15 protein-coding genes and 4 tRNA genes are annotated in these 19,565 nt (G+C 55.8%); all 19 read left to right on the top strand.

Annotation, left to right across the window (positions count from 1 at the left end; translation table 11 throughout):
- Positions 1-162 precede the first annotated feature (162 nt).
- The 19 genes from birA to tuf all read left to right on the top strand — a co-directional run bounded on the left by birA (position 163) and on the right by tuf (position 19,416).
- Positions 163-1,122 carry a bifunctional biotin--[acetyl-CoA-carboxylase] ligase/biotin operon repressor BirA gene (birA, locus tag AC1RP7_RS22540; RefSeq protein WP_493182730.1) on the top strand — a complete coding sequence of 320 codons (960 nt, stop codon included), beginning with the start codon at positions 163-165 and terminating at the stop codon, positions 1,120-1,122.
- Positions 1,112-1,861 carry a pantothenate kinase gene (locus AC1RP7_RS22535; protein ID WP_150814489.1) on the top strand — a complete coding sequence of 250 codons (750 nt, stop codon included), beginning with the start codon at positions 1,112-1,114 and terminating at the stop codon, positions 1,859-1,861. Before birA ends, AC1RP7_RS22535 begins: the two co-directional genes overlap by 11 nt.
- Positions 1,862-1,868: 7 nt before the next feature.
- Positions 1,869-2,309, top strand: coding sequence for a hypothetical protein (locus tag AC1RP7_RS22530; protein ID WP_493182732.1), 441 nt, complete (start codon positions 1,869-1,871; stop codon positions 2,307-2,309).
- 143 nt (positions 2,310-2,452) lie between these two features.
- Positions 2,453-2,537 (top strand) — tRNA-Tyr (locus tag AC1RP7_RS22525).
- Positions 2,538-2,561: 24 nt separating this feature from the next.
- Positions 2,562-2,635 (top strand) — tRNA-Gly (locus AC1RP7_RS22520).
- 26 nt (positions 2,636-2,661) lie between these two features.
- Positions 2,662-2,737: transfer RNA gene (locus tag AC1RP7_RS22515), tRNA-Thr, on the top strand.
- Between the two features lie 174 nt (positions 2,738-2,911).
- Positions 2,912-2,987 (top strand) — tRNA-Trp (locus AC1RP7_RS22510).
- Between the two features lie 45 nt (positions 2,988-3,032).
- Positions 3,033-3,401, top strand: a complete 369-nt coding sequence (secE, locus tag AC1RP7_RS22505; RefSeq protein WP_007984402.1) for a preprotein translocase subunit SecE — start codon at positions 3,033-3,035, stop codon at positions 3,399-3,401.
- A gap of 9 nt (positions 3,402-3,410) precedes the next feature.
- Positions 3,411-3,944 carry a transcription termination/antitermination protein NusG gene (nusG, locus tag AC1RP7_RS22500; protein ID WP_007984405.1) on the top strand — a complete coding sequence of 178 codons (534 nt, stop codon included), beginning with the start codon at positions 3,411-3,413 and terminating at the stop codon, positions 3,942-3,944.
- A 117-nt stretch (positions 3,945-4,061) separates the two neighbouring features.
- On the top strand, positions 4,062-4,493 hold the full coding sequence (gene rplK / locus AC1RP7_RS22495; RefSeq protein WP_007933726.1) for a 50S ribosomal protein L11: 432 nt from the start codon (positions 4,062-4,064) through the stop codon (positions 4,491-4,493).
- Positions 4,493-5,188 (top strand): 50S ribosomal protein L1, encoded by a 696-nt coding sequence (rplA, locus tag AC1RP7_RS22490; RefSeq protein WP_003186095.1) that lies wholly within the window; start codon positions 4,493-4,495, stop codon positions 5,186-5,188. Before rplK ends, rplA begins: the two co-directional genes overlap by 1 nt.
- A gap of 198 nt (positions 5,189-5,386) precedes the next feature.
- The gene (rplJ, locus tag AC1RP7_RS22485; protein WP_007970413.1) at positions 5,387-5,887 is read left to right on the top strand and encodes a 50S ribosomal protein L10; all 501 of its coding nucleotides are present in this window, start codon (positions 5,387-5,389) and stop codon (positions 5,885-5,887) included.
- Positions 5,888-5,962: 75 nt separating this feature from the next.
- Positions 5,963-6,328 carry a 50S ribosomal protein L7/L12 gene (gene rplL / locus AC1RP7_RS22480; RefSeq protein ID WP_007970414.1) on the top strand — a complete coding sequence of 122 codons (366 nt, stop codon included), beginning with the start codon at positions 5,963-5,965 and terminating at the stop codon, positions 6,326-6,328.
- A 220-nt stretch (positions 6,329-6,548) separates the two neighbouring features.
- On the top strand, positions 6,549-10,622 hold the full coding sequence (gene rpoB, locus AC1RP7_RS22475; RefSeq protein WP_007984407.1) for a DNA-directed RNA polymerase subunit beta: 4,074 nt from the start codon (positions 6,549-6,551) through the stop codon (positions 10,620-10,622).
- A 64-nt stretch (positions 10,623-10,686) separates the two neighbouring features.
- A complete protein-coding gene (gene rpoC / locus AC1RP7_RS22470) occupies positions 10,687-14,886 on the top strand; it encodes a DNA-directed RNA polymerase subunit beta' (protein ID WP_008053876.1) in 4,200 nt (1,399 codons plus the stop codon).
- 216 nt (positions 14,887-15,102) lie between these two features.
- The gene (rpsL, locus tag AC1RP7_RS22465) at positions 15,103-15,474 is read left to right on the top strand and encodes a 30S ribosomal protein S12 (protein ID WP_003186084.1); all 372 of its coding nucleotides are present in this window, start codon (positions 15,103-15,105) and stop codon (positions 15,472-15,474) included.
- A 108-nt stretch (positions 15,475-15,582) separates the two neighbouring features.
- On the top strand, positions 15,583-16,056 hold the full coding sequence (gene rpsG, locus AC1RP7_RS22460) for a 30S ribosomal protein S7 (RefSeq protein WP_007994653.1): 474 nt from the start codon (positions 15,583-15,585) through the stop codon (positions 16,054-16,056).
- Between the two features lie 30 nt (positions 16,057-16,086).
- Positions 16,087-18,192: an elongation factor G gene (gene fusA / locus AC1RP7_RS22455; RefSeq protein ID WP_057713099.1), complete on the top strand. Its 2,106-nt coding sequence runs from the start codon at positions 16,087-16,089 to the stop codon at positions 18,190-18,192.
- 30 nt (positions 18,193-18,222) lie between these two features.
- On the top strand, positions 18,223-19,416 hold the full coding sequence (tuf, locus tag AC1RP7_RS22450) for an elongation factor Tu (protein WP_008053875.1): 1,194 nt from the start codon (positions 18,223-18,225) through the stop codon (positions 19,414-19,416).
- Positions 19,417-19,565 lie beyond the last annotated feature (149 nt).

Here is a 19,565-nt window from a genome sequence, read left to right as displayed (position 1 = left end):
ATGTGAGAGTAGGTCATCGTCAAGATTAAATTCCGAAACCCCTATCTGCGTATGCAGGTAGGGGTTTTGTTTTTGTCCGCGGGAAAGTCACGGCTACTGGATTTCTATGCAATCGCTCGGTGCGTGGCTATCATGCGGGCCTCATTGTGAGGCGAGACCTGCATGCTGACGTTGTTAAAGCTTCTTAAAGATGGCCGATTCCATTCGGGTCAAGCATTGGGTGCTGCCCTGGGCGTCAGTCGTAGTGCTGTGTGGAAGCAGCTTCAGCATTTGGAAGCTGAGCTGGGTTTGTCTATTCACAAGGTTCGTGGGCGCGGCTATCAATTGTCCGCGCCATTGGCGCTGCTCGATCCTGCCGAGATAAGCGCTCAGGCGCCTTCTTGCAGCTGGCCCGTCCGGGTTTACGATTCAATCGACTCCACTAATGCCGAGGCGCTGCGCGCTATTGATCGTGGGCAAGCGGCGCCGTTTGTGGTGCTTTCGGAGCGGCAGACAGCCGGGCGTGGGCGGCGTGGTCGCAAGTGGGTTAGTCCGTTCGCAGAAAACGTCTATTACAGCCTGGTGCTACGCATTGATGGTGGGATGCGTCAGTTGGAGGGCTTGAGTCTCGTCGTTGGGCTCGCTGTCTTGCAGACGTTGCGTGAGCTCGGTATTGCAGCCGCTGGATTGAAATGGCCTAACGATGTCCTTGTAGGTCAGAAAAAAATCGCGGGGATACTGCTCGAGTTGGTTGGTGATCCTGCTGATGTGTGTCACGTGGTCCTGGGAGTGGGAATCAATGTGAACATGCAGTCCGCTGACGAAGTGGACCAGCAATGGACATCCCTGCGGCTCGAGTCAGGCAAATTGTTTGATCGCAACCAATTGGTCGCGATGCTGGGGGAGATGCTGCAGCGATACCTGGCTCGTCACCAGGCGGGTGGTTTTTTGGCCATCCAGTCGGAGTGGGAGCAAAATCATCTGTGGCAGGGGCGAAGCGTGTCGTTGATTGCCGGTGTCAATCAAATTGATGGTGAGGTACTTGGTATCGATGGCCAGGGCGCCTTGCGCCTGAAGGTGGATGGTGTGGAGAAAGTCTTCAGTGGTGGTGAGTTGAGCCTGAGGTTGCGTGATGATTCTTGAGCTCGATTGTGGGAATAGTTTCATCAAGTGGCGTGTGCTTGCCGTTAATGCTGGGCAGGTGCTTGGTGAGGGAGTCGTCGATTCCAATCTCGCATTGCTGGAGGGGTTGGGGGGGCTCAAAGGGCTTGCCCTCACGTTTTGCCGGCTGGTGAGCGTCAGGACCGCGGAGGAAACCGCTGCGCTGACGTCTTTGCTCAGGGATACCTTTGATGTGCCGGTTGTGTGCGCAACGCCAGCGCGCGAAATGTCAGGTGTGCGCAATGGGTATGAGGAGTTTGAGCGGCTGGGTCTGGATCGGTGGCTTGCAATGCTTGGAGGCTTTCATCTGGCTTCAGGTGCGTGCCTGGTGCTCGACTTCGGTACGGCGGTGACTGCTGACTTTATCGCGGCGGATGGAGAGCACCTGGGTGGTTTCATCTGTCCGGGGATGCCGTTGATGCGAAACCAATTGCGCACCCATACTCGCAAAATTCGTTATGGGGATCTGGCGGCCGAGCAGGCTCTGGAAAGTCTTGTCCCGGGGCGCGCGACTGTCGAGGCTGTAGAGCGTGGTTGTCTGTTGATGTTGCGCGGCTTCGTAATGACTCAGCTCGAGTTGGCGCGCAGTTATTGGGGTGAGGACTTTGTCGTATTCCTCACCGGGGGGGATGCGAGCCTGGTTACTGAGGCCGTGCCTCAGGCCAGGGTTGTTCCGGACTTGGTGTTTGTCGGATTGGCCATGGCCTGTCCCTTGTCCTGAGGTTTTTATGCGTTGGTTGTTTCTGCTGCTGCTTGTCCTCAATGGCTTCTACTACATCTGGCATCAACAAGAGGCTCCTCTGCGCGCGAAGGATGTCACGCCTTTGAGTCTGTATCGCGGGTCTCAACAAGATATCCGCTTGTTGAGCGAAGCAGGTGACGTCTCCAAGGATAGGGGTAAAGCTGTCTCGACAGACAATGGCTGCCTTTATCTGGGCGGCTATACGCGCCAGGAGGCCGCGCAGGCGGTTGAGCGTCGTTTGAGCGGGATGGAGGTCAAGTATCAGTCTCTGCCGAAAGCTGCGACCGAAGGGGCAGGGTATTGGGTGCGTATCGCGCCGGAAAGCCGGCGTTGGCTGGACGATTTGCAGCTGCTAAACCTTTCTAAAGAATTCAATGAGTTAAAACATAAAATAATGCCGTGCGAGGGGGTTGCACCCATCGAATAGTTTGCATAGAATGGCGCCCGCTCCACAGCGAACACCGGAAACGGTTAACGGTGTGAAGCGAGGTCAACGCAGCTAAGCTCAGGTTTTTAATGAGAAAAATGCTTGACAGAAGGCTGGCATGATGTAGAATGCCGGCTCGCTTAGGAGGGGTTCCCGAGCGGCCAAAGGGATCAGACTGTAAATCTGACGTCTACGACTTCGAAGGTTCGAATCCTTCCCCCTCCACCATTTTTAGCGAGAGCTGTAAGCCTCGCGGGTATAGTTTAGTGGTAGAACCTCAGCCTTCCAAGCTGATGATGCGGGTTCGATTCCCGCTACCCGCTCCAAGTTTACAGGTTTTGCACAGTGTTACGCTCTTGTAGCTCAGTTGGTAGAGCACACCCTTGGTAAGGGTGAGGTCAGCGGTTCAAATCCGCTCAAGAGCTCCATATAACAAGGCAGATATGAAAATATCTGCCTTTGTTTTAGGTGGTAGTGGTTGCGCCTGATTGTGTTTCTGAAGGTTGCTGGTGTCGAGAATGCCGGTGTTGCAACCAGGATTGCCTGGTAAGTGTTGTAAAGTCTTTTTCGGGTCGGCATAATGGTCGGCCTGATTTTGTTTTAGGTCAGTAGCTCAATTGGCAGAGCGACGGTCTCCAAAACCGTAGGTTGGGGGTTCGATTCCCTCCTGACCTGCCAGATTCACTCGGTGTGTCTGGCTTTCTTTTCACAGGATCTTCATAGATGACTCCTAAAGCTGAAGCTCAAGGCTCTCGTTTCGACCTCCTCAAGTGGCTTGTAGTAGTCGCTCTGGTGGTTGTTGGCGTTGTTGGCAATCAGTACTTTTCTGCTTCGCCGATCCTGTACCGCGTACTCGCATTGCTTGCTATTGCTGCTGTAGCTGCCTTTGTAGGCCTGCAGACGGTCAAGGGCAAGTCTTTCTTTGTACTGGTTAAGGAAGCGCGCACCGAAATTCGTAAAGTCGTTTGGCCAACTCGCCAAGAAACCACGCAGACCACGTTGATCGTTGTGGCTGTTGTCCTGGTTATGGCGTTGCTGTTGTGGGGGCTTGATTCCCTGCTCGGCTGGCTTGTTTCCTTGATCGTCGGCTAAGGGTGTCCCGTGGCTAAGCGTTGGTATGTTGTGCATGCTTACTCCGGTTACGAGAAGCATGTAATGCGCTCGCTGATCGAGCGCGTAAAGCTGGCCGGTATGGAAGATGGCTTCGGCGAGATTCTGGTTCCCACTGAAGAAGTGGTTGAAATGCGCAATGGCCAGAAGCGCAAAAGCGAACGCAAATTCTTCCCTGGCTATGTGCTGGTGCAGATGGATATGAACGAGGGTACTTGGCACTTGGTCAAGGATACTCCTCGGGTGATGGGTTTCATCGGCGGTACTGCTGATAAGCCTGCGCCAATCACCGATAAAGAAGCAGAAGCCATTCTGCGTCGCGTTGCCGATGGCAGCGACAAGCCGAAGCCGAAGACATTGTTCGAGCCGGGTGAGTCGGTGCGTGTCAACGACGGTCCGTTTGCGGACTTTACCGGTGTTGTTGAAGAAGTTAACTACGAAAAGAGCCGGATTCAGGTCGCAGTGCTCATTTTCGGTCGCTCTACTCCGGTGGAGCTCGAGTTCAGCCAGGTCGAAAAGGTCTAGTTGAACAAAAATCCCAACCCCGCAGCCGTAGGCTGTGGGGTTTTGTCGTCACTGGGATAAACGCGCAAGTAACCGGGGAGCCTCTCGAGGCGTTCGAACCCGTAATTGGAGTGCCTCATGGCCAAGAAGATTACCGCTTACATCAAGCTGCAAGTGAAGGCCGCTCAGGCTAACCCAAGCCCACCTGTTGGTCCTGCTCTGGGTCAGCACGGCGTGAACATCATGGAATTCTGCAAGGCTTTCAACGCCCGTACTCAGGGTCTTGAGCCAGGTTTGCCGACTCCAGTGATCATCACTGTCTACAGCGACCGTAGCTTCACTTTCGAAACCAAATCCACCCCTGCTTCGGTTCTGCTGAAGAAGGCGGCCGGTCTGACCAGCGGTTCCGCTCGTCCGAACACCGTTAAGGTTGGCACCGTGACCCGTGCTCAGCTGGAAGAAATCGCGAAAACCAAAAACGCGGATCTGACTGCAGCTGATATGGAAGCAGCCGTGCGTACCATCGCCGGTTCTGCTCGTAGCATGGGCCTTAACGTGGAGGGTGTGTAATGGCTAAGCTGACCAAGCGTCAAAAGGCTATCGCCGGCAAAATCGAAGCAGGCAAGGCCTACAACTTTGTAGACGCTGCTGCCCTGCTGGCCGAGCTGTCGACTGTCAAGTTCAGCGAGTCGTTCGACGTAGCTGTAAACCTGGGTGTTGACCCGCGTAAATCCGACCAGGTCGTTCGTAGCGCTACTGTGCTGCCACACGGCACTGGCAAGACCGTTCGCGTTGCTGTGTTCACCCAGGGTCCAGCTGCTGAAGCCGCTCTGGCTGCCGGCGCTGACCGCGTAGGCATGGACGATCTGGCTGCCGAAATGAAAGGCGGCGACCTGAACTATGACGTAGTGATCGCATCCCCGGATGCAATGCGCGTTGTAGGTCAGTTGGGTCAGATCCTCGGTCCACGTGGCCTGATGCCTAACCCTAAAGTCGGCACCGTAACCCCAGACGTAGCTACCGCGGTTAAAAACGCCAAGGCTGGTCAGGTTCGTTATCGCACTGACAAAAACGGCATCATCCACACTTCCGTTGGCAAGATCGGCTTCGACGCCGTCAAGCTGAAGGAAAACGTTGAAGCCCTGATCGCTGATCTGAAGCGTATCAAGCCAGCTTCCTCGAAAGGCATTTACGTCAAGCGCGTTACCCTGAGCACCACTATGGGCCCAGGTCTGGTCATCGACCAAAGCTCGCTCGACGCGTAAGACACAGATTGGTGCAAGCTATTGCGCCAATTGAAAAATTGGGGTCCCTGCCTGGCGGGGGCTATCCAAGACCGTAGGCGGCGCAAGTCTTAAACCACAAGCCTACGCAGATGGTGCTCCCGGTTCCTTACCGAATCAGACACCAAAACGACATCCGGTTTCGACCAGATGAAACGGTAACAAGCAGGAGTTAAACCCGTGGCAATTAAACTCGAAGACAAGAAGGCCATCGTCGCTGAAGTCAACGAGGCTGCCAAAGTCGCTCTGTCCGCTGTCGTGGCTGATGCCCGTGGCGTAACAGTAGGCGCGATGACCGGACTCCGTAAAGAGGCTCGTGAAGCTGGCGTTTACGTACGTGTTGTACGTAACACCCTGCTCAAGCGCGCTGTTGCTGACACTGAATTCAGTGTCCTCAACGACGTGTTCACTGGCCCTACCCTGATTGCGTTCTCCAAAGAACATCCAGGCGCTGCTGCCCGGATCTTCAAGGAATTCGCAAAGGGTCAGGACAAGTTCGAGATCAAGGCAGCTGCGTTCGAGGGCAAGTTCCTCGCAGCTAACCAAATCGACGTACTGGCAACTCTGCCGACCCGTGACGAAGCAATTTCTCAGCTGATGAGCGTGATTCAAGGCGCTACCAGCAAGTTGGCTCGTACTCTGGCGGCAATTCGCGACCAGAAAGAAGCTGCTGCAGCCTAAGGCTCGTCAACTTCTCGCGTTTTTTGTTTTTTTCGATGGTCGCGTAGGCCGTCCCCAATATCAGGAATTAGATTCATGTCTATCTCTCAGAACGATATCCTTGAAGCAGTTGGCAACATGTCCGTAATGGAAGTTGTTGAGCTGATCAAAGCTTTCGAAGAAAAATTCGGCGTTACCGCTGCTGCTGCATCGGCTGGTCCAGCTGTTGCTGCTGCCGTTGCTGAAGAGCAAACCGAATTCAACGTCATGCTGACCGAAGCTGGCGAGAAGAAAGTTAACGTGATCAAGGCTGTACGTGAACTGACCGGTCTGGGCTTGAAAGAAGCCAAGGCTGTAGTTGACGGCGCACCTGCCATGGTTCTGGAAGCTGTTGCCAAAGACGCAGCTGACAAAGCCAAAGCAGCTCTGGAAGAAGCAGGCGCTAAAGTCGAGCTGAAGTAAGCATCGACTTTGCTCCTCCAGCCCGAGCGTTAAGCGACAGGCTGATGGCTGGTGGCTCTTGCCACCGGCCTTTTTCCGTTATTGGCAGCCGACTGGGTCGGTGCTGATAACGTGCTGTAACCACCCGATGCGGTGGCGCAAACCATGGGGTTTGCACGATTTTCTGGCTGCTCCCGTCGGGAGGGGCCAAACAAGCAGGTGACCAAGCTGGGGAACGCTGATGGCTTACTCATATACTGAGAAAAAACGTATCCGCAAGGACTTTAGCAAGTTGCCGGACGTCATGGATGTGCCGTACCTCCTGGCCATCCAGCTGGATTCGTATCGTGAATTCTTGCAAGCGGGAGCGACTAAAGATCAGTTCCGCGACGTGGGCCTGCATGCGGCCTTCAAATCCGTTTTCCCGATCATCAGCTACTCCGGCAATGCTGCGCTGGAGTACGTCGGTTATCGCCTGGGCGAACCGGCATTTGATGTCAAAGAATGCGTATTGCGCGGTGTAACTTACGCCGTACCTTTGCGGGTAAAAGTGCGCCTGATCATTTTCGACAAAGAGTCGTCGAACAAAGCGATCAAGGACATCAAAGAGCAAGAAGTCTACATGGGTGAAATCCCCCTGATGACTGAGAACGGTACCTTCGTAATCAACGGTACCGAGCGTGTAATCGTTTCCCAGCTGCACCGTTCCCCGGGCGTGTTCTTCGACCACGACCGTGGCAAGACGCACAGCTCCGGTAAACTGCTGTACTCCGCGCGCATCATCCCTTACCGCGGTTCGTGGCTGGACTTCGAGTTCGACCCGAAAGACTGCGTATTCGTGCGTATCGACCGTCGTCGCAAGCTGCCTGCCTCGGTACTGCTGCGCGCGCTGGGCTATACCACTGAAGAAGTGCTGGACGCGTTCTATACCACCAACGTATTCCACGTGAAGGGCGAGACCCTGAGCCTGGAGCTGGTGCCTCAGCGCCTGCGCGGTGAAATCGCTGTCCTCGATATTCAGGATGACAAAGGCAAGGTTATTGTCGAGCAGGGTCGTCGTATCACCGCTCGCCACATCAACCAGCTGGAAAAAGCCGGGATCAAAGAGCTGGATGTGCCTCTGGACTACGTCCTGGGTCGTACAACCGCCAAGGTCATCGTGCACCCGGCAACCGGCGAAATCCTGGCAGAGTGCAACACCGAGCTGAACACCGAGATCCTGGCCAAAATCGCCAAGGCTCAGGTTGTTCGCATCGAAACTCTGTACACCAACGATATCGACTGCGGTCCGTTCGTCTCCGACACCCTGAAGATCGACTCCACCAGCAACCAACTGGAAGCGCTGGTCGAGATCTATCGCATGATGCGTCCTGGCGAGCCGCCAACCAAGGACGCTGCCGAGACCCTGTTCAACAACCTGTTCTTCAGCCCTGAGCGCTATGACCTGTCTGCGGTCGGCCGGATGAAGTTCAACCGTCGTATCGGTCGTACCGAGATCGAAGGTTCGGGCGTGCTGTGCAAGGAAGACATCGTCGCGGTACTGAAGACCCTAGTCGACATCCGTAACGGTAAAGGCATCGTCGATGACATCGACCACCTGGGTAACCGTCGTGTTCGCTGCGTAGGCGAAATGGCCGAGAACCAGTTCCGCGTTGGCCTGGTACGTGTTGAGCGTGCGGTCAAAGAGCGTCTGTCGATGGCTGAAAGCGAAGGCCTGATGCCGCAAGACCTGATCAACGCCAAGCCAGTGGCTGCGGCGGTGAAAGAGTTCTTCGGTTCCAGCCAGCTGTCCCAGTTCATGGACCAGAACAACCCGCTGTCCGAGATCACCCACAAGCGTCGTGTTTCTGCACTCGGCCCTGGCGGTCTGACTCGTGAGCGTGCCGGCTTTGAAGTGCGTGACGTACACCCGACTCACTACGGTCGTGTATGCCCGATTGAAACGCCGGAAGGTCCGAACATCGGTCTGATCAACTCCCTGGCCGCTTATGCGCGCACCAACCAGTACGGCTTCCTCGAGAGCCCGTATCGTGTGGTGAAAGACGCTCTGGTCACCGACGAGATCGTGTTCCTGTCCGCCATCGAAGAAGCCGATCACGTGATCGCTCAGGCCTCGGCCACGATGAACGACAAGAAAGTCCTGATCGACGAGCTGGTAGCTGTTCGTCACTTGAACGAATTCACCGTCAAGGCGCCGGAAGACGTCACCTTGATGGACGTATCGCCGAAGCAGGTAGTTTCGGTTGCTGCGTCGCTGATTCCGTTCCTCGAGCACGACGACGCCAACCGTGCGTTGATGGGTTCGAACATGCAGCGTCAAGCTGTACCAACCCTGCGCGCTGACAAGCCGCTGGTAGGTACCGGCATGGAGCGTAACGTAGCCCGTGACTCCGGCGTTTGCGTCGTGGCTCGTCGTGGCGGCGTGATCGACTCCGTCGACGCCAGCCGTATCGTGGTTCGTGTTGCCGATGACGAAGTTGAAACCGGTGAAGCCGGTGTCGACATCTACAACCTGACCAAGTACACCCGCTCCAACCAGAACACCTGCATCAACCAGCGTCCGCTGGTGCGTAAGGGTGATCGGGTTCAGCGTAGCGACATCATGGCCGACGGCCCGTCCACCGACATGGGTGAACTGGCACTGGGTCAGAACATGCGCATCGCGTTCATGGCATGGAACGGCTTCAACTTCGAAGACTCCATCTGCCTGTCCGAGCGTGTTGTTCAGGAAGACCGTTTCACCACGATCCACATCCAGGAACTGACCTGTGTGGCCCGTGACACCAAGCTTGGCCCAGAGGAAATCACTGCCGACATCCCGAACGTGGGTGAAGCGGCTCTGAACAAGCTGGACGAAGCCGGTATCGTTTACGTAGGTGCTGAAGTTGGCGCAGGCGACATCCTGGTCGGTAAGGTCACTCCGAAAGGCGAGACCCAGCTGACTCCGGAAGAAAAACTGCTGCGTGCGATCTTCGGTGAAAAAGCCAGCGACGTTAAAGACACTTCCCTGCGTGTACCTACCGGTACCAAAGGTACTGTCATCGACGTACAGGTCTTCACCCGCGACGGCGTTGAGCGTGATGCTCGTGCCCTGTCGATCGAGAAGTCCCAGCTGGACGAGATCCGCAAGGACCTGAACGAAGAGTTCCGCATCGTTGAAGGTGCTACTTTCGAACGTCTGCGCTCCGCTCTGGTCGGCCACAAAGCCGAAGGCGGCGCCGGTCTGAAGAAAGGCCAGGACATCACCGACGAAGTTCTCGACGGTCTTGAGCACGGCCAGTGGTTCAAACTGCGCATGGCTGAAGATGCTCTGAACGAGCAGCTCGAGAAGGCCCAGGCCTACATCGTTGATCGTCGCCGTCTGCTGGACGACAAGTTCGAAGACAAGAAGCGCAAACTGCAGCAGGGCGATGACCTGGCTCCAGGCGTGCTGAAAATCGTCAAGGTTTACCTGGCAATCCGTCGTCGCATCCAGCCGGGCGACAAGATGGCCGGTCGTCACGGTAACAAGGGTGTGGTCTCCGTGATCATGCCGGTTGAAGACATGCCGCACGATGCCAATGGCACCCCGGTTGACGTCGTCCTCAACCCGTTGGGCGTACCTTCGCGTATGAACGTCGGTCAGATCCTTGAAACCCACCTGGGCCTCGCGGCCAAAGGTCTGGGCGAGAAGATCAACCGCATGGTTGAAGAGCAGCGCAAGGTCGCCGAGCTTCGCAAGTTCCTGCACGAGATCTATAACGAGATCGGCGGTCGTCAGGAAAGCCTCGATGACTTCTCGGATCAGGAAATCCTGGATCTGGCTCAAAACCTGCGTGGCGGCGTTCCAATGGCCACTCCAGTGTTCGACGGTGCCAAGGAAAGCGAAATCAAGGCCATGCTGAAACTGGCGGACCTGCCAGAAAGCGGCCAGATGCAGCTGACCGACGGCCGTACCGGCAACAAGTTCGAGCGCCCGGTTACCGTTGGCTACATGTACATGCTGAAGCTGAACCACTTGGTAGACGACAAGATGCACGCTCGTTCTACCGGTTCGTACAGCCTGGTTACCCAGCAGCCGCTGGGTGGTAAGGCGCAGTTCGGTGGTCAGCGTTTCGGGGAGATGGAGGTCTGGGCACTGGAAGCATACGGTGCCGCTTACACTCTGCAAGAAATGCTCACAGTGAAGTCGGACGATGTGAACGGCCGTACCAAGATGTACAAGAACATCGTGGATGGCGATCACCGTATGGAGCCGGGCATGCCCGAGTCCTTCAACGTGTTGATCAAGGAAATTCGTTCCCTCGGCATCGATATCGATCTGGAAACCGAATAACACGTGACGCGAATCGAGAGCGGGGCAGGATTGCCCGCTCTCTGCTCCGCCAGGAGGAAAGGCCTTGAAAGACCTACTGAATTTGCTGAAAAACCAGGGTCAAGTCGAAGAGTTCGACGCCATCCGTATCGGATTGGCATCGCCTGAGATGATCCGTTCGTGGTCGTTCGGTGAAGTTAAAAAGCCGGAAACCATCAACTACCGTACGTTCAAACCTGAGCGTGACGGCCTGTTCTGCGCCAAGATCTTTGGCCCGGTAAAGGATTACGAGTGCCTGTGCGGTAAGTACAAGCGCTTGAAGCACCGTGGTGTGATCTGCGAGAAGTGCGGCGTTGAAGTCGCGCTGGCAAAAGTTCGTCGTGAGCGCATGGCGCACATCGAACTGGCCTCGCCAGTTGCCCACATCTGGTTCCTGAAATCGCTGCCGTCCCGTATCGGCTTGCTGATGGACATGACCCTGCGTGATATCGAACGCGTTCTCTACTTCGAGAGCTATGTCGTTATCGATCCAGGCATGACCACCCTTGAAAAAGGTCAGCTGCTCAACGACGAGCAGTACTTCGAAGCGCTGGAAGAGTTCGGTGACGATTTCGATGCCCGCATGGGTGCCGAAGCTGTCCGCGAACTGCTGCACGCTATCGACCTGGAGCACGAGATTGGCCGTCTGCGTGAAGAGATTCCGCAAACCAACTCCGAAACCAAGATCAAGAAGCTGTCCAAGCGTCTGAAGTTGATGGAAGCCTTCCAGGGTTCCGGCAACCTGCCAGAGTGGATGGTGCTGACCGTTCTGCCGGTTCTGCCGCCAGATCTGCGTCCACTGGTCCCGCTGGATGGCGGTCGCTTCGCGACTTCCGACCTCAACGATCTGTATCGTCGAGTGATCAACCGTAACAACCGTTTGAAGCGCCTGCTGGATCTGTCCGCTCCGGACATCATCGTTCGCAACGAAAAGCGTATGTTGCAGGAAGCCGTCGACGCACTGCTCGACAACGGTCGTCGTGGCCGCGCTATCACCGGTTCCAACAAGCGTCCTCTGAAATCCCTGGCTGACATGATCAAGGGTAAGCAGGGTCGTTTCCGTCAGAACTTGCTCGGTAAGCGTGTTGACTACTCCGGCCGTTCGGTAATTACCGTAGGTCCGACCCTGCGTCTGCACCAGTGCGGTCTGCCGAAGAAAATGGCTCTCGAGCTGTTCAAGCCGTTCATTTTCGGCAAGCTTGAAATGCGTGGTCTCGCTACCACCATCAAGGCTGCCAAGAAGATGGTCGAGCGCGAACTGCCAGAGGTTTGGGACGTTCTCGCTGAAGTGATTCGCGAACACCCGGTTCTTCTCAACCGTGCACCGACCCTTCACCGTCTGGGTATCCAGGCGTTTGAACCGGTACTGATCGAAGGTAAGGCTATCCAGCTGCACCCTCTGGTCTGCGCCGCGTACAACGCCGACTTCGACGGCGACCAAATGGCCGTGCACGTACCGCTGACGCTGGAAGCCCAGCTCGAAGCGCGTGCGTTGATGATGTCGACCAACAACATTCTGTCGCCAGCCAACGGTGAGCCAATCATCGTTCCGTCGCAGGACGTTGTATTGGGTCTGTACTACATGACTCGTGAAGCGATCAACGCCAAGGGCGAAGGTCGTGTGTTCGCGGATCTGCAGGAAGTTGACCGTGTGTTCCGTGCCGGCGAAGCCGCACTGCACGCCAAGGTCAAGGTGCGGATCAACGAAACCGTCAACGACCGTGATGGCGGCAGCGTGACCAACACCCGTATCGTCGACACCACTGTCGGCCGTGCGCTGTTGTTCCAGGTTGTGCCAAAAGGTCTGTCGTACGACGTCGTCAACCTGCCGATGAAGAAAAAGGCGATCTCCAAGCTGATCAACCAGTGCTACCGCGTGGTTGGTCTGAAAGAGACCGTGATCTTCGCTGACCAGTTGATGTACACCGGTTTTGCCTATTCGACCATTTCCGGCGTTTCCATTGGTGTTAACGACTTCGTTATCCCGGATGAAAAAGCCCGCATCATCGGTGCAGCCACCGACGAAGTGAAAGAGATCGAAAGTCAGTACGCCTCCGGCCTGGTAACCCAGGGCGAGAAGTACAACAAAGTGATCGACCTTTGGTCCAAGGCGAACGACGAAGTTTCCAAGGCGATGATGGCCAACCTCTCGAAAGAGAAAGTCATCGACCGTCATGGCGTCGAAGTCGACCAAGAGTCTTTCAACTCGATGTACATGATGGCCGACTCGGGTGCGCGGGGTTCCGCAGCACAGATTCGTCAGCTGGCCGGTATGCGTGGTCTGATGGCCAAGCCGGACGGTTCCATCATTGAAACGCCGATTACTGCGAACTTCCGTGAAGGTTTGAGCGTACTCCAGTACTTCATCTCCACTCACGGTGCTCGTAAAGGTCTGGCGGATACCGCGTTGAAAACGGCGAACTCGGGTTATCTGACTCGTCGTCTGGTAGACGTGGCGCAGGATCTGGTTGTAACCGAGATCGATTGCGGCACCGAACACGGTCTGCTGATGACTCCGCACATTGAAGGCGGTGACGTTGTAGAGCCGCTGGGTGAGCGCGTATTGGGTCGAGTTATCGCCCGTGACGTATTCAAGCCAGGTACCGAGGACGTCATCGTTCCTGCCGGCACCCTGGTAGACGAGAAGTGGGTCGAGTTCATCGAGCTGAACAGCATCGACGAAGTGATCGTGCGTTCGCCGATCAGCTGCGAAACCCGTTTCGGTATTTGCGCCAAGTGCTACGGTCGCGATCTGGCTCGTGGTCACCAGGTGAACATCGGTGAAGCGGTCGGCGTTATCGCTGCCCAGTCCATCGGTGAGCCGGGTACCCAGCTGACGATGCGTACGTTCCACATCGGTGGTGCGGCAAGCCGGACCTCCGCGGCCGACAGCGTTCAGGTGAAGAATGGCGGTACCGTCCGTCTGCACAACCTGAAGCATGTTGAGCGAGTGGATGGTCACCTGGTTGCCGTGTCCCGTTCCGGTGAGCTGGCTATCGCTGATGACTTCGGTCGTGAGCGTGAGCGTTACAAGCTGCCGTACGGTGCCGTGATTTCGGTTAAAGAAGGTGACAAGGTCGAAGCTGGCGCCATCGTGGCCAAGTGGGATCCGCACACTCACCCGATCGTTACCGAAATGAAAGGTACCGTGACCTACGTGGGCATGGAAGAAGGCATCACGATCAAGCGTCAGACTGACGAATTGACCGGTATGACCAACATTGAAGTACTCGACGCCAAAGATCGTCCAGCTGCCGGTAAAGACATCCGTCCTGCCGTGAAGATGGTCGACGACAACGGCAAGGATCTGTTGCTGCCAGGCACTGACGTTATCGCTCAGTACTTCCTGCCAGCCAACGCCCTGGTCGGCGTAGCGGATGGTGCGAAGATCGCGATCGGTGATGTTATCGCTCGTATCCCGCAAGAGACTTCGAAAACTCGAGACATCACCGGTGGTCTGCCGCGTGTTGCCGACTTGTTCGAAGCCCGTCGTCCGAAAGAAGCGTCGATTCTGGCTGAAGTCAGCGGCACCATCGCGTTCGGTAAAGAGACCAAGGGCAAGCGCCGTCTGGTTATCACCCCGAACGACGGTAGCGATCCGTACGAAGAGCTGATTCCGAAGTGGCGTCACCTGAACGTGTTCGAAGGCGAACAGGTAAACCGCGGCGAAGTTATCTCCGACGGTCCGAGCGATCCACACGACATCCTGCGTCTGCTGGGTGTGAGTGCGCTGGCCAAGTACATCGTCAACGAGATCCAGGACGTTTACCGTCTGCAAGGCGTGAAGATCAACGACAAGCACATCGAGACCATCCTGCGTCAGATGCTGCGTAAAGTTGAGATCGCTGAATCCGGCGATTCCAGTTTCATCAAGGGCGACCAGATGGAATTGACTCACGTACTGGTAGAGAACGAGCGTCTGAGCGGCGAAGACAAGTTTGTCTCCAAGTTCACTCGTGTTCTGCTGGGTATCACCAAGGCGTCGTTGTCCACCGAATCGTTCATCTCGGCGGCTTCCTTCCAGGAAACCACTCGCGTACTGACCGAAGCGGCGGTAACCGGCAAGCGCGATTATCTGCGCGGCCTGAAAGAAAACGTGGTCGTGGGTCGTCTGATCCCGGCTGGTACCGGCCTGGCTTATCACAGCGAGCGTAAGCGCCGCCGTGATGCAGACAAGCCGTTGCGCGTAAGCGCCAGTGAAGTGGAAGCTGCACTGACCGAAGCGCTGAACTCGAGCGGTAACTGAGTTCTGCGGTAAATGAGTGTGAGGCCCTGGTCACTCCGTTCATCGAATCGAGACAAATTGTCGAGATTGGATGAGCGGGGAGGGCGGGGCCTTGCCTTGACTGGGGACAAGATCCTCTTTAGACTCTTGTACCCCTAAATTTGGCGGGAACTCGTTCCTGCCATTTTGCTTTTCTTGCAAGACAATAGCGTCGCAAGACAACAGTGGAGCTAGTAGATGGCAACTATCAACCAGCTGGTACGTCAGCCGCGTAAGCGTATCGTCGAGAAATCCGACGTGCCTGCGCTGCAGAACTGCCCGCAACGCCGTGGCGTGTGCACCCGTGTGTACACCACCACGCCGAAAAAACCTAACTCGGCACTGCGTAAAGTATGCCGTGTGCGCCTGACCAACGGTTTCGAGGTTTCCTCGTACATCGGCGGTGAAGGCCACAACCTGCAAGAGCACAGCGTGGTACTGATCCGCGGCGGTCGTGTAAAAGACTTGCCAGGTGTTCGTTACCACACCGTTCGCGGTTCGTTGGATACTTCCGGTGTTAAAGGTCGTAACCAGGGTCGTTCGAAGTACGGTACCAAGCGTCCGAAGTAATCGGCCGTTTTGCAGTTTTTCATTTTATTGAGTCGATAAGAGTAAGGTCGGGCACGCATCCATAGGAGCTGTCCCGGGCTAACCTGAAGACCGTTTGAGGGCTTATCAATGCCAAGACGTCGCGTAGCAGCCAAGCGTGAGATTCTGGACGATCCGAAATACGGAAGCCAAATCCTCGCCAAATTCATGAACCACGTAATGGAAAGCGGCAAGAAAGCCGTTGCCGAGCGTATCGTTTATGGTGCCCTGGATACCGTGAAGGCTCGTAAGGCCGGCACCGATCCCCTGGAACTCTTCGAAAAAGCACTCGACGCCATCGCTCCGCTGGTCGAAGTGAAGTCGCGCCGCGTTGGTGGTGCTACTTACCAGGTTCCGGTCGAGGTTCGTCCTTCCCGTCGTAACGCTCTGGCAATGCGCTGGTTGGTAGACTACGCCCGCAAGCGCGGCGAGAAGTCTATGGCTCTGCGTTTGGCTGGCGAACTGTTGGACGCTGCCGAAGGTAAAGGTGCTGCAGTTAAGAAGCGTGAAGACGTTCACCGTATGGCTGAAGCCAACAAGGCTTTCTCGCACTACCGCTTCTAATTTTAGCGTCACTAATTTTGCGAGGGCTTTATGGCTCGTACAACACCGATTAATCGCTACCGTAACATTGGTATCGTTGCACACGTGGATGCTGGTAAAACCACCACCACTGAGCGCGTCCTTTTTTACACTGGCAAAAGTCACAAAATGGGCGAGGTGCATGACGGCGCCGCGACCACAGACTGGATGGTGCAGGAGCAGGAGCGTGGTATTACCATTACTTCTGCTGCCATTACCGCCTTCTGGCAGGGTTCCGCCAAGCAGCACAAAGACCAGTACCGTTTCAACGTCATCGATACCCCGGGCCACGTAGACTTCACCATTGAAGTTGAACGTTCCCTGCGTGTACTCGACGGCGCGGTCGTTGTGTTCTGCGGTACTTCCGGCGTTGAGCCTCAGTCCGAAACCGTATGGCGTCAAGCCAACAAGTACGGTGTTCCACGTATCGTTTACGTGAACAAGATGGACCGTGCCGGTGCGAACTTCCTGCGCGTGATCGCTCAGATCAAGCAGCGTCTGGGTCACACTCCGGTGCCTATCCAGCTGGCTATCGGTTCCGAGGACAACTTCCAGGGTCAGATCGATCTGATGACCATGGAAGCCGTTTACTGGAACGATGCCGACAAGGGTATGACCCCTCGTCGTGAAGCCATCCCTGCTGAATTGCAGGAACTGGCTGAAGAGTGGCGCAACAACATGGTTGAGGCTGCGGCCGAGGCCAGCGAAGAGCTGATGAACAAGTACCTTGAGGGTGAAGAACTCACCGTCGAGGAAATCAAGGGTGCTCTGCGTCAGCGTACTATCGCTGGTGAGATCGTTCTGGCTGTTTGCGGTTCTTCCTTCAAGAACAAGGGTGTTCCCCTGGTTCTCGACGCCGTTATCGACTACCTGCCGGCTCCAACCGACATTCCTGCCATCAAGGGTACTGACCCGGATGACGAGGAAAAGCAGATGGAGCGTCATGCAGACGACAACGAGCCGTTCTCGGCTCTGGCGTTCAAGATCGCTACCGACCCATTCGTGGGTACCTTGACTTTCGTCCGTGTTTACTCGGGCGTGTTGGCCTCCGGCGACGGCGTGATCAACTCGGTCAAAGGCAAGAAAGAGCGCGTGGGTCGTATGGTGCAAATGCACGCAAACGCCCGTGAAGAGATCAAGGAAGTGCGCGCTGGTGACATCGCGGCCCTGATCGGCATGAAGGACGTCACCACTGGTGAAACCTTGTGCAACGCTGACAAGCCAATCATCCTGGTTCGCATGGACTTCCCGGAGCCGGTTATTTCGGTTGCCGTAGAGCCTAAGACCAAGGATGACCAGGAAAAAATGGGTATCGCTCTGGGCAAACTTGCTCAGGAAGACCCGTCTTTCCGCGTCAAGACTGATGAAGAGACTGGTCAAACGATCATCTCTGGCATGGGCGAGTTGCACCTGGACATCCTGGTTGACCGGATGCGCCGTGAGTTCAACGTCGAAGCCAACATCGGTAAGCCTCAGGTTTCGTATCGTGAGCGCATCACGAAGAATTGCGAAATCGAAGGCAAGTTCGTTCGTCAGTCCGGCGGTCGTGGCCAGTTCGGCCATTGCTGGATCCGTTTTGCTCCTGCTGACGAAGGTCAGGAAGGTCTGCAATTCGTGAACGAAGTAGTGGGTGGTGTGGTTCCTAAGGAATACATCCCGGCTATCCAGAAGGGTATCGAAGAGCAGATGAAGAACGGCGTAGTTGCCGGCTATCCGCTGATCGGCCTGAAGGCTACCGTGTTTGATGGTTCTTACCACGACGTCGACTCGAACGAGATGGCGTTTAAGGTGGCTGCTTCCATGGCGACCAAGCAACTGGCCCAGAAGGGCGGTGGTGAGTTGCTCGAGCCGATCATGGCGGTAGAGGTTGTTACGCCTGAAGACTATATGGGTGACGTGATGGGCGACCTTAACCGTCGTCGCGGCATGATTCTGGGTATGGAAGACACGGTCTCCGGTAAGGTGATCCGTGCTGAAGTTCCGTTGGGCGAGATGTTCGGTTATGCGACCGACGTTCGTTCGATGTCCCAGGGTCGCGCAAGCTACTCTATGGAATTCAAAAAATACAATACAGCTCCGTCGCACATCGTCGAAACTGTAACCAAAAAACAAGGCTGATTCAGTCCTTTAGGCAAGGAGTTAATTGTCGTGGCTAAAGAAAAATTTGATCGTTCCCTACCGCACGTCAACGTTGGCACCATCGGTCACGTTGACCACGGTAAAACCACTCTGACCGCAGCTCTGACTCGCGTTTGCTCCGAAGTTTTCGGTTCCGCAATCGTTGATTTCGATAAAATCGACAGCGCGCCAGAAGAAAAAGCTCGTGGTATCACCATCAACACCGCGCACGTCGAGTACAACTCGAAGATCCGTCACTACGCTCACGTTGACTGCCCAGGTCACGCTGACTATGTGAAGAACATGATCACCGGTGCTGCCCAGATGGACGGCGCGATCCTGGTTTGCTCGGCCGCTGATGGTCCGATGCCACAAACCCGTGAGCACATCCTGCTGTCCCGTCAGGTAGGCGTTCCGTACATCGTGGTTTTCCTGAACAAGGCTGACCTGGTAGACGACGCTGAGCTGCTGGAACTGGTCGAGATGGAAGTTCGCGACCTGCTGTCCACCTACGACTTCCCGGGCGATGACACTCCAATCATCATCGGTTCGGCTCGTATGGCGCTGGAAGGCAAAGACGACAACGAAATGGGCACCACTGCCGTTCGTAAACTGGTTGAAACCCTGGACAGCTACATCCCAGAACCAGAGCGTGCTATCGACAAGCCATTCCTGATGCCAATCGAAGACGTATTCTCGATCTCGGGTCGTGGTACTGTTGTGACTGGTCGTATCGAGCGCGGTATCGTTCGCGTTCAAGATGCACTGGAAATCGTTGGTCTGCGTGACACCACCACCACCACCTGCACCGGTGTTGAAATGTTCCGCAAGCTGCTCGACGAAGGTCGTGCTGGCGAGAACTGCGGCGTTCTGCTGCGTGGTACCAAGCGTGACGACGTTGAGCGTGGCCAGGTTCTGGTTAAGCCAGGTTCGGTTAAGCCGCACACCAAGTTCACCGCAGAAGTTTACGTTCTGAGCAAGGAAGAAGGCGGTCGTCACACTCCGTTCTTCAAAGGCTACCGTCCACAGTTCTACTTCCGTACTACTGACGTGACTGGTAACTGCCAGCTGCCAGAAGGCGTTGAAATGGTAATGCCAGGTGACAACATCCAGATGGAAGTTACCCTGATCAAGACCATCGCAATGGAAGACGGCCTGCGTTTCGCTATCCGTGAAGGCGGTCGTACCGTCGGCGCTGGCGTCGTAGCCAAAATCATCGAGTAAGCATCTCTTTTGAGATAGCTTCGATGCTTTGAAAGGCCCCCGCTCAGCGGGGGCTTTTTTATTGGGTTGACACCCATCTGGGGCGTCTATAGAATTGCGCCTCCTTTTAACGGGCGTATTGCGCCCGGTGGGAATAGCAGCCGGAGTCT

It is taken from the genome of Pseudomonas sp. GW822-FHT01E03, assembly GCF_058802985.1.
This window is presented reverse-complemented; position numbering and strand designations above follow the sequence as displayed.